The organism is Comamonas sp. w2-DMI (assembly GCF_040187735.1).
Lineage (GTDB): Bacteria > Pseudomonadota > Gammaproteobacteria > Burkholderiales > Burkholderiaceae_C > Comamonas > Comamonas terrae.
Genome location: NZ_JBANEL010000053.1, coordinates 1 through 10,935 on the forward strand (window position 1 = coordinate 1; position 10,935 = coordinate 10,935).

At 60.6% G+C, this 10,935-nt stretch carries 9 protein-coding genes and 3 pseudogenes; 5 read left to right on the forward strand and 7 right to left on the reverse strand.

What is annotated here, in order from left to right; genetic code table 11:
• Positions 1–305 precede the first annotated feature (305 nt).
• The 5 genes from V8Z74_RS25510 (at position 306) to V8Z74_RS25530 (ending at position 5,233) form a co-directional block, all read left to right on the forward strand.
• Positions 306–1,271, forward strand: a complete 966-nt coding sequence (locus V8Z74_RS25510) for a carbon-nitrogen hydrolase family protein (protein WP_349712169.1) — start codon at positions 306–308, stop codon at positions 1,269–1,271.
• Positions 1,272–1,335: 64 nt separating this feature from the next.
• Entirely contained in the window at positions 1,336–2,907 is a 1,572-nt protein-coding gene (locus V8Z74_RS25515; RefSeq protein ID WP_349712171.1) for an amidase family protein, read from the forward strand.
• Positions 2,908–3,180: 273 nt separating this feature from the next.
• Positions 3,181–3,627 (forward strand): helix-turn-helix domain-containing protein, encoded by a 447-nt coding sequence (locus V8Z74_RS25520; RefSeq protein WP_349712172.1) that lies wholly within the window; start codon positions 3,181–3,183, stop codon positions 3,625–3,627.
• Positions 3,573–4,139: an IS630 family transposase gene (locus V8Z74_RS25525; protein ID WP_349712180.1), complete on the forward strand. Its 567-nt coding sequence runs from the start codon at positions 3,573–3,575 to the stop codon at positions 4,137–4,139. Before V8Z74_RS25520 ends, V8Z74_RS25525 begins: the two co-directional genes overlap by 55 nt.
• A gap of 59 nt (positions 4,140–4,198) precedes the next feature.
• Positions 4,199–5,233: an IS630 family transposase gene (locus V8Z74_RS25530; RefSeq protein ID WP_349712174.1), complete on the forward strand. Its 1,035-nt coding sequence runs from the start codon at positions 4,199–4,201 to the stop codon at positions 5,231–5,233.
• A gap of 297 nt (positions 5,234–5,530) precedes the next feature.
• Here V8Z74_RS25530 and V8Z74_RS25535 read toward each other — a convergent pair.
• The 7 genes and pseudogenes from V8Z74_RS25535 to V8Z74_RS25565 form a co-directional block, all read right to left on the reverse strand.
• Positions 5,531–5,682: pseudogene (locus tag V8Z74_RS25535) on the reverse strand (C4-dicarboxylate ABC transporter permease); the annotation flags it as partial.
• Between the two features lie 44 nt (positions 5,683–5,726).
• Positions 5,727–5,875 (reverse strand): annotated as a pseudogene (locus tag V8Z74_RS25540) (aldolase/citrate lyase family protein); the annotation flags it as partial.
• Positions 5,872–7,227, reverse strand: a complete 1,356-nt coding sequence (locus V8Z74_RS25545) for an MmgE/PrpD family protein (protein WP_349712183.1) — start codon at positions 7,225–7,227, stop codon at positions 5,872–5,874. The gene V8Z74_RS25545 and the pseudogene V8Z74_RS25540, both read right to left, overlap by 4 nt.
• Positions 7,228–7,252: 25 nt before the next feature.
• Positions 7,253–8,431 carry a CaiB/BaiF CoA transferase family protein gene (locus tag V8Z74_RS25550; RefSeq protein WP_349712185.1) on the reverse strand — a complete coding sequence of 393 codons (1,179 nt, stop codon included), beginning with the start codon at positions 8,429–8,431 and terminating at the stop codon, positions 7,253–7,255.
• Positions 8,432–8,442: 11 nt separating this feature from the next.
• A complete protein-coding gene (locus V8Z74_RS25555; protein ID WP_349712177.1) occupies positions 8,443–9,603 on the reverse strand; it encodes an acyl-CoA dehydrogenase family protein in 1,161 nt (386 codons plus the stop codon).
• Positions 9,604–9,632: 29 nt separating this feature from the next.
• The gene (locus V8Z74_RS25560) at positions 9,633–10,079 is read right to left on the reverse strand and encodes an HTD2 family dehydratase (RefSeq protein ID WP_502879611.1); all 447 of its coding nucleotides are present in this window, start codon (positions 10,077–10,079) and stop codon (positions 9,633–9,635) included.
• A gap of 34 nt (positions 10,080–10,113) precedes the next feature.
• Positions 10,114–10,836: pseudogene (locus V8Z74_RS25565) on the reverse strand (IS630 family transposase); the annotation flags it as partial.
• Between the last annotated feature and the right edge of the window lie 99 nt (positions 10,837–10,935).

Below are 10,935 nucleotides of genomic sequence, written 5' to 3' on the forward strand. Positions count from 1 at the left end.
GTGCAGTCGCTTGAGCACTTTGCGTAAGGCCTCGTTCATCGATAATCGTCCCGATCAAATCGCCGACTTTAACAGATGCCCCTTATTGCAACGGAACCGCAAAGCATTTACATTGCAAAGATCGAGAAGCAGGGAGGCCGCTACGTCCCTGTGGTGATCGACACCTTCGAGAAGGTGAAGGATACCCAGTAATACCGGGTAATTCACACGGTTGCCTCATTCATCGGAGCCATGCTGCGCGCGTCGAGCGCCGCAGTCAGGCCCGCTTCATTCCTTCATTACCAATCCAACGAGGAGCGACAAGCATGGCTGACAAACTGCCGGTATTCAAGGCCGCTGCGGTGCAGGCGGCGCCTGTTTTTCTGAACCGAGAAGCCAGTGTCGACAAGGCATGTGCCTTGATCGATGAAGCAGGAAAAAACGGTGCGAAACTGATTGTGCTTCCGGAGACGTTCATCCCCGGCGGCCCCTATTGGGCATGGCACCTGCCGATGCGCGAAGGGGCGAAGTTTTCGGCGGAACTCTTTCAGAATTCGGTGGAGGTTCCGAGCGAGGCTACCACGCGCCTGGGTGAGGCTGCGCGCAGGGCTGGCGCCTATGTCGTCATCGGTATCAATGAACGCGCCGGAAAATCTCTCTACAACACGCTGCTCTATCTTGACCCCGAGGGACACATCATAGGCAAGCACCGCAAATTCAAGCCGACCGGCCCGGAAAAACTGGTCTGGGGCGACGGCGATGGGAGTACGCACAAAGTGTATGACACCGACATCGGCAAACTGGGTGGACTGATCTGCGGCGAACACACGATGGCATTGCCTGGGTATTCGCTGGCCGCGATGGGCGAACAAATACACGTCGCGTCTTGGCTTGGCTTCACGCTGGCCGATATATCGTTGGCCGAAATCTGCTCGCGGTACCATGCGCTCGCCTATAACACCTTCGTCATATGCAGCCAGTTAGTAGTCGGCCAGGATGTTCTCGACCGGCTGGGTATCGACAAAACACAGCAAAAATCCGAGGCATGGAGCGCGATCATCGAGCCTGGGAGCGGTAAAGTCCTTGCCGGACCGCTGGGGCTGGATGAGGAAGGCATTGTCTATGGCGAGATCGATCTCAACAAGGCCATACCTAAATACTTCATTCACGAGAACTCCGGCCACTATTGGCCGAAACAGTTCCGCTTGTATTTCGACGATCGCGAACTCAAGCCGCTGACCATCGATCATGTCGGCGAACCGGCACCGGAGGTTCGGCCGGCGGAAAAATAAGCGGCCGTCACGAATGACATGCCAATGGAATGACAGATCGGTTTCAATGCAACAAGGAGACGTGATGGCAGTGGGAAAAGAAGAACAGCAGCAAGTGGTCAGCGTAAAACGCCGTAGCGTGCTGAAGGCGGGACTGGCAATTCCGATCGCAACCAGTGGTGCGGCCGCAGCAATGATGAACGGGTGTGCCTCCATGTCTGACAGCACGGACGACCTCACTGCTTTGTCAGCGGCCGCGGCAGCGAGACAAATCAATGACGGTTCCCTGAGTGCGGAAAAGTACGCATCGCACCTGCTCGCGCGCTACGAATCGACGCGCGGATTCAATGCGGTTACGTGGATAAATAAAGATCGGGTACTGGAAAGCGCGCGCAGGGTGGACGTCATGCGCGGCAACGGCGAAAAGCTCGGCCCACTGGCCGGCTTGCCGGTGGCTCTCAAGGACAATATCGACGCGATCGGCTTTCCGACTACCGGCGGCACGCCTGTACTGGAAGTCAACCTGCCGAAGCAGAACGCTCAAGTGGTGAATCTGCTATTGCAGAATGGCGCCTACGTGTTCGGCAAGACGAATATGCACGAACTCGCCAAGGGCGCGACTTCAAGCAACATGGGCTACGGCGCGGTGCGCAATCCGATCGACCAGAAACGAATTCCGGGAGGGTCGAGTGGCGGCTCCGCGGCTGCGCTTGCAGCCGGCTTCGTGCCGCTTGCGCTTGGCACTGACACGGCGGGTTCAGCCCGCATTCCGGCGGCACTGTGCGGGGTCGCCGGATTCAGACCTTCTATCAGTATCACCGGGCGTAGAAAGCTGTATTCGGACCAGGGCGTGCTTCCATTGGCACTGGACCTCGACACGATCGGCCCGCTGGCACGTAGCGTGGAAGACATCGCGCTCGTACATTCCGTCGTAACCGGCTCCGCATTGCATAAACTCACCTCATTGAAAGGGATACGCATCGGTGTTCCGCGAGCTTATTTTTATGAGAACCTCGAGCCGGGCGTACAGCGCGTGATTGAGCAGGCGCTGCTGAAACTGCACAGTGAAGGTGTGGTGTTGGTCGATATCGATTTGGGCGACTTTGCCCGCTCCGCCGCAAAGATGAATTTGACCATATTCGAGATTTCGGTGCGGACTGACCTTGAGCAATATTTAGCGAGCAGGCAGATCGGCATGACAGCGGCCGGTCTGATCGACGGTATCCGCAGCCCTGATGTAAAGGCGTTTTACAAGAGGCTTTCCGCAATCAATGCGACGCCACAGATGATTGCGCATGTACGCAACGTGGCCAGGCCGCAGCTCGCGAAAGTTTATGAAGACACATTACGAGCGAACGATGTGAACTTCATCGCTTTTCCGACCGAGCCGATTGTGGCGCCATTTATAAAGGAAGGCGGAGATCTTGCCGAGGACAGCAGCGGTAAGCGTGATCCGCAAGCTCTTGCGTTGATACGCAATACCTGCACCGCGGCCGTGGTTGGCGCACCTGGTGTAACTATACCGGCCGGCCGCACGGTGGAGGGGCTTCCGGTTGGCCTTGAGTTCGATGGCATCAGCGGGGCGGACAATGCGCTCCTGTCGTTTGCGCTGGCCGTCGAGAAAGTCTTGGCGGTGCCCCCCGGTGCCCCCGTGTAAAACGGTTCAGTAGCGCCGGCGGCACTAATCAAGAGGCCCGGCTTCGAAACCGGGCCAGCGCTCTTGCCGCAGCGAGACGAAGGCCGGGCTAGTCAAGCTCTGGCCGGAGATCGACCGTTTCGAACAGAAATTTCACTTCCTACAACGCGCGTATCCTTCGCCAGTAACTTGAACGCTTCCACGCTCTAGCGCGGTTGTCGGAATGCTAGACGGTGGAATGCAGCGGGATTAAAGCAGTCTAACCACAAGCTTTGCCATTTTGAGGAGACCATCATGGGCGCTGCTTATTCCGTGGACCTACGACGTAAAGTCGTTCAGGCCTGTGAGCGTGGCACAGCCTCACAGGCACAAGTTGCGCGCTTCTTTGGTGTCAGCCAGGCGTTTGTCGAGAAGTTGCTGCGACTGTATCGCCGCACCGGGGCGCTGGAACCCGGCCGCAAGCGCGCCGGCCGTCCGGGATTGCTCGATGCGGCAGCCGGCGAACAGGTGCAGCGCTGGCTGGCCGAGCAAAACGACTTGACCCTGGCCGAGATTGCCGAGCGCTTGCAAACGCAATGCGGCGTGACAGTGAGCATGAGCTGCGTGCATCGACTGCTGCAGCGGATGCATATGCGGCGCAAAAAAAAACCGTTCACGCCAGCGAACGGGACACGGCGGCCGTACTACTGGCACGTCAGCAATACCGGGCACAACTCGCCGCGTACCCATGCCGACAGCTGAAGTTTGTCGATGAGTCCGGCTGCAACATCGCCATGAGCCGCCGGTACGGCCGCGCACTGTACGGTCGACGGGTACCGGATGCCGTGCCAAAGAACTTCGGGCGCAATGTCACTATCCTTGGGGCACTGTCCTGTACCGGCCTGGATGCCGTCATGTCGGTGGATGGCGCCACCGATACCGCGGTGTTCCGGGTCTATGTGGAGCAGGTGCTCGTACCGACGCTGGTGCCGGGTGACATCGTCATCATGGATAACCTCAGCACCCGCAAGGTCAGCGGCATCCGGGAAGCCATTGAAGCCGCGGGGGCGCAATTGCTTTACCTGCCACCATACTCGCCGGACTACTCGCCCATCGAAAGCTGCTGGTCCAAGCTCAAAGCCAGTCTGCGAAAAGCTAAAGCCCGCACTCGCACAGCCCTTGACGAAGCGCTCACACAAGCCATTGACCACATTACCGAGTCCGATGCCAAAGGCTGGTTCCAACTCTGCGGGTACACCCTACATTACTCATAAGTCAGTAAATATGTCGACACCTTGGGATCTTTCGGGATTTGGCGGTGGTCATAGATTGTATGAAAATAGATGGCCGACAACTTGATCGAAAAGCGCAGGAGGCGATACGGCTGATGGCCGTTAAGCGTGTGCGCGAAGGCGAGAGTCCGAGCGACGTTATCGCGAGCTATGGAATGAATCGGACTACGATTCACAAGTGGCTTGATCGTGCAAAAGGGAAAGGCGCGGGGCTGCGCAAGCTGAAGGCGAGCAAGGGTACGGGGCGGCCTCGCAAACTCGATGCCAAACAAGAGCGCCAGGTATTTCGCTGGGTGAACGGCAAGAATCCAAACCAGTATGGATTCGACTTTGGATTGTGGACGCGCAGTATCGTTTGCACGTTGATCGAAGAGAAGTTCGGCATCAGGTTGAGCCTGGCATCGGTAGGCGCGTTGCTGGCCCGGTTGAACTTGACTGCGCAGAAGCCTCTTGAGCGCGCTTACCAGCGTGACCCCGAAGCGATCGAGCGTTGGCAGCGTGAGACGTACCCGGCAATCGCCAAGCAGGCCAAGGCACAAAAGGCCGAAATTTATTTTTGGGACGAGTCTGGCTTCCGTGCTGATGCGGTGCACGGCAAGACATGGGCCATGCGTGGAGAAACGCCTGTGGTTCATAGACCTGGCCAGCGCCAGAGCATCAGCGCGGCGTCCGCCGTCAATTCCAAAGGTGCCTTTTGGTTTGCAACCTATAAAGGTGGACTCACGGGAGAATTGTTCGTGGACTTGCTGCGCCAATTGATGTATCGCCGAAAGAAACCACTGCATTTGATTGTTGATGGACTGCCTGCGCATAAGAAGGCAGTAGTGAAAGAATATGTGCAATCACTTGCCGGAAAACTGCAACTCCACTTCCTGCCTGGCTATGCTCCTGACCTCAATCCCGATGAATTGGTGTGGAGTCATGCAAAACGAACTGGCGTAGCGCGCAACCCCCTCAAAGCTGGCGAGAGCATGCAGCAGCGCGTCGACGAGCAGCTCGAAGCAATCAAGCAAAATCCTGCCTTGGTACGTGCGTTCTTCAAGCATCCAAGTGTCGCCTATATTTCTGACTTATGAGTAATGCGGAAAATTGTTTTGGCGCTGCCGGGCAACCGCCTCACGACGAATCCCGTGCGGTGCGTCGTCGCACTTCTCGAGGACTGCATGCGGGATGCGATCCTCGGGGGAAAGTGGCCCGCGGCGCGCTGGTTGGGCGAGTAGCTCCCGTTTCAGGTACAGAACTCCTCAATTGAGCGTGGGGGCGGGGCAGATGTCCAAGTGGTTAGGCAATGCTGGCGGCACCCGAATTCCCCGTCTCTCAATGAAGACGGGTCAAAACCGGCGTCCGCATGCATCACGCGGGGCAGCAGGGCATCACATCATGCCAAGCATGCGCGGCAGCCAAGCGAGATTTCGGGCACGTAGGTCACCAGACCCAGGGAGGCCAGCATCGTCAGCAGCCACGGCATCACCGCCACCGTCAGCCCAGTGATGCTCATCTTCGTGATGCCCGAGACCGCAATGATGAACGCATACACCACCGACATCGCCGCCGCAGGCAGGCCCAACAGCCAGCCCACAGCGCATCGCGTGCCGCGCCCTTGTCGGTGGGCGCGACCGCATCCTCGAGATCGATGATGACCGCGTCGGACCCGGCGGCCAGCGCCTTTCGAAGCGTTCCCGCCGGCTGGCCGGCACAAACAGATAGGAGCGTTTCATGGCAGGAGGCGCCCGACGACATCAGCGCGTGCGATATGCCAGAGCCGCTCGAAGGCCGCCCGCATCTCGTCACTGCTTGCCGCGCCGCTGAATTCGGCCAGGCGCAGCGCCTTGCTTTCCAGTTCCTCGCGCGACAGCGTATTGGCGGGGTCGCCCTTCGGCTCATCGACCCGGCCTTCGAAACGCTGACCATCCACCGTCTCGACCGTGACCTTGCCGATCCAGCGCAGCGGATAGGCATTGTCAACTTCCTGGTCGAGCCGCATCGTCACCCGATCGCGGAAGGCACGGATCGCGATGTAGTCAAAGGCGTCATTGAATTCCTTCATGCCGGCCGCATGGAATTGCGCGATCAGGCCCAGCACCGTGCCCATCGAGAACTTGGCCTGGTGCACCGTCTGCGGATTCGTGACCGGGCCGAGCACATCGATGGCGCCCTGGTGCACATGGGCAGTGACGCGGGCGATTTGCTCGGGACGAAGATGATGCTCGTTGATCACCTGCAGCAAGGCGTCGGCGGCCGGATGCGTGTGGCGGCAGGAGGCATGGAACTTGAACGAGGTCTCGGCCAGGGCCCAGCGCTGGCCGAGCCGATCTGTCAGGCGCGCGGCATCGGCGTCCGTGGACATGCCGGCCGCCATGCCCTGCTTGCCTTCGAGGATGCGCTTGGCGCCGGTGAAGCCGGCTTGCGCCAGGCAGGCGGCCATCAGGCCGTCGGATGCGGCCTTGGCGGTATGCAGCTGCTTCGAATCCGCCGCGTCGCGCAGGAATTCCCACAGGCCCGCGGCCTGGGTGCCGGCCGAGCCGAAGGCATCGAGCATCTGTTCCGGCGTCAGCTTCAGCATGCGGCCCGCCGCGGCAGCGGCTGCAACCGTGCCGGCGGTGCCGGTGGTATGGAAGATGCGGTAATGCGAGCGGCCGAGGAATTCGCCGACGCGGATGCCGACTTCATAGCCCGCCACTGCCGCCGTCAGCAGTTCCCGACCCGAAGCCCCGTTCGCTTGCGCCAGCGCCAGCACCGCCGGAAACACCACCGCGGCCGGATGAAACACCGAGCCGTTGTGCACATCGTCCTGCTCGGCCCAGTGCGAGGAAGCGGCATTGACCATCGCGGCAAACAGCGGCGTGGTGCCGGCGCGCGAGATCAGCACTTCGCATGGCCCGTCGGCCGGTCCCATCTGCCGCGCGAATGCCTCGATGATCTGCACCGGACGACCGGCCTTGCCGGCCAGCGTCGAGCCGAACCAGTCGAGCATCAGGTCCTCGGCGCGGCGCACGACCGCTTCGGGAATGTCTTCGAACCGCAGCGTCGCGGCGAAATGCGCAAGCGTCGCGCTCGGATGTTCCTGCATCATGGTCTCCTCCATCTCGTTTTTCCTACACAGCCTTTTCCGCGTGCAGCCGCGCGATGTCTTGCGCGCCGTAGCCCAGGCCGTTCAGGATCGCATCGGTATGCTGGCCCAGCGCCGGCACCGGGTCCATGCGCGCGGTCCAGGTGTTCGGCACGCCCGGCGGCAGCAGCGCCGGCACCTCGCCGGCCGGCGTGGCGACATCGGCCCAGCGCGCTCGCGCCTTCAATTGCGGATGCTCCCACAGGTCGTGCATCGTGTTCATGTGCGCATTGGCGATCTGCGCGCGGTCCAGGCGCTCGATGACTTCCTCGGCGCTGAGCTTGGAAAACACATCGACGATCAGTGCGCGCAGTTCCGCGCGCGCCGCGCTGCGCGCCGCATTCGAGCCGTAGCGCGGATCCCGCGCCAGCTCGGGCTGGCGCAGCACTTCGTCGCAGAAGCTGACCCATTCGCGCTCGTTCTGCAGGCCCAGCATCACGACCTTGCCATCGCCGGCCGGGAACGGGCCATACGGATAGATGGTCGCGTGCGCGGCGCCCGCGCGCGGCGGCGGCGCGGCGCCGTCGATCGCGTAATACATCGGGTAGCTCATCCACTCGGCCATGGACTCGAGCATGGACACATCGATCCTGCAGCCTGCGCCGGTGCGGCCGCGCTGCAGCAGGGCCGCGAGGATGTTCGAGTACGCATACATGCCGGCGGCAATGTCGGCCACCGAGCAGCCGGCCTTGGCTGGCTCGTCCGGCGTGCCGGTAATGGACAAAAAGCCCGATTCGCTCTGGATCAGCAGGTCATAGGCCTTCTTGTCGCGATACGGGCCGTCGGCGCCATAACCGGAAATGTCGCAGACGATCAGGCGCGGATGCGCATCCTTCAGCGCTTCATACGACAGCCCGAGCCGCTCGGCCGCGCCGGGCGCCAGGTTCTGCACCAGCACATCGGCCTGATCCAGCAGCTTCTTCAGGATCGGCGGCGCTTCCGGATGCTTCACATCCAGGGTCAGGCTTTCCTTGCTGCGGTTGGTCCAGACGAAATGCGAAGCCAGGCCGCGCACCCGTGAATCGTAGGCGCGCGCGAAGTCGCCCACGCCGGGACGTTCGATCTTGATCACCCGGGCGCCGAGGTCCGCCAGCTGGCGGGTGCAAAACGGCGCGGCGATCGCATGTTCCAGAGTGACGACGGTAATGCCTTCCAGCGGTCGCATCATCATCCCCTTCAAAATGAACGCGGCAGCCCGAGCACATGCTCGGCCACATACGACAGGATCAGGTTGGTCGAAATCGGCGCGACCTGGTAAAGCCGGGTCTCGCGGAACTTGCGCTCGACATCGTATTCGGCGGCGAAGCCGAAGCCGCCGTGGAATTGCAGGCAGGCATTGGCCGCTTCCCAGGACGCGTCGGCGGCGAGCATCTTGGCCATGTTGGCTTCGGCGCCGCATGGCTGGTGCGCATCGAACAGCTCACATGCCTTGTAGCGCATCAGGTTCGCGGCTTCGATGTTGACGTAGGCCTTCGCGATCGGGAACTGCACGCCCTGGTTCTGGCCGATCGGCCGGCCAAAAACTTCGCGCTCCTTCACATACTGGCTGACCTTGTCGATGAACCAGTAGCCGTCGCCTATGCATTCGGCCGCGATCAGCGTGCGCTCGGCATTCAGCCCGTCGAGGATGTACTTGAAACCCTTGCCCTCTTCGCCGATCAGATTCTCGGCCGGGATCTCGAGGTTGTCGAAGAACAGTTCGTTGGTCTCGTGGTTGACCATGTTCAGGATGGGCTTGACCGTCAGGCCTTTGCCGATCGCATCCTTCAGGTTCACGATGAAGATCGACATGCCTTCGGACTTCTTCTTCACCTCGGCAAGTGGCGTGGTGCGCGCCAGCAGGATCATCAAATCCGAATGCTGCACACGCGAGATCCATACCTTCTGGCCATTGACGACATAACGGTCGCCCTTCTTCACCGCCGTGGTCTTGAGCTTGGTGGTGTCGGTGCCGGTGGTCGGCTCGGTCACCGCCATCGATTGCAGGCGCAATTCGCCGCCGGCGATTTTCGGCAGGTATAGGCGCTTCTGCTCTTCGGAACCATGGCGCAACAGCGTGCCCATGTTGTACATCTGGCCGTGGCAGGCGCCGGAATTGCCGCCGCTGCGGTTGATCTCTTCCATGATCACCGAGGCTTCGGTCAGGCCCAGGCCCGAGCCGCCGTATTCCTGCGGGATCAGCGCGGCCAGCCAGCCGGCCTGCGTGAGCGCATTGACGAAGGCTTCCGGATAGCCGCGTTCCTCGTCGATTTTCCGGAAGTATTCGGACGGGAATTCGGCGCACAGCGCGCGCACCGCATCGCGGATATCTTCGTATTTATCATTCGGGTTACGCATCTTCATGTCTCCATGGCATAGTGGTGAGGTTAGGCAAGAACTGCCCGCGCAGACATCGTCAGCCAGCCTTCATGGTCCTTGGCCCATAGCTCGACGATCTTTCCGTTCGTTGAAGGTTGGCCGCAAACGGTGAGCGTTTCCCCCAGGAATGTCGGCCTTACTGCTTTGAACGTGAATTCGATGATCGGCTTTCCAGAGAGGTGGCTACTCGCCAGTCCCATCAGGAGCGTTGCGATCATGGGGCCGTGCACCACAAGGTTGGGATAGGCTTCCACCTCTGTGGTATAGGGCTTGTCGTAGTGGATCCGATGACCATTGAAGGTCAGTGCGGAATAGCGGAACAGAAGGACTTCGGTTGGGGTGACTTCACGTTGCCACTCATAATATGCCGGCGCCGCCTCCGGCGTGGGCGTCGGAGCCCCGTGGGTGGCAGCCTCACGATACACAATATCCTGTTCTTCCTCGATGACGGTCACGCCGCCGGAGGTACTAACCTTCTTCAAAGTAAAGTCATTGGCTGGCGTACTGGCATTCAGGCTGTTGGAAGAAGGACCGCACCAATCGCGGCAGTTTCTGAATGCGGCGTAGCGCGCCGAGCGCCAATTTCTTCATGTCGTCTTTAGCCTGGACTGCCTGCTTGCTGACGCGGCGCTTGACGTGCGCCCAGACCTGCTCATCCGGGTTGAGATGGGGCGCGTAGGGTGGCAGGTAAAACAGGCGAAGCTGTCCGTTGAGTCCTTCCACGTAGTCCTGCACCAGCCGGGACTTGTGAATCGGGTGGCCGTCGACAATGACAAAGACCGGCTTGGTGGCCCCGATCATCAGGCGGCTCAGGAAGTCCTTGAACACTGGTGCGGTCACCGTTCCCTCATGCACCATGAAACGGAAGTCTCCGCGAGGGCTGACGGCAGAAATCATATTCAGCGAGAAGCGGCGGCCAGTCACCGTGACGACCGGCGTTTCCCCAACCGGCGCCCAGGTGGTACCGGTGTGGTAGTCAGACCGGATACCGGCTTCATCGGCAAAGTACACCATGGCCCCAGTTGCGCGTGCCTCGGCCTTGATCTGCGGATACGTCTCGGTTTCCCAGCGCCTAACCATGGCCGCATCTTGCTGCCATGCCTGGTAGAGCGGCTTCTGCGCCGAAAAGCCGAGCAGTTTCATGATCCGGCTCACCGCGGCCAGCGACATCGACTTGCCAAACTGACGGTGAATCAGCTTGGCAATCAGCGAGGCTCCGTTGCAATAAGGAAGTTCGCATGAGCGAAAGCGAGCAGTGCCGATCGCTCAGGCGGCCAAGGAATAGAACTGGTCTGCGGCGGACGCAACTTG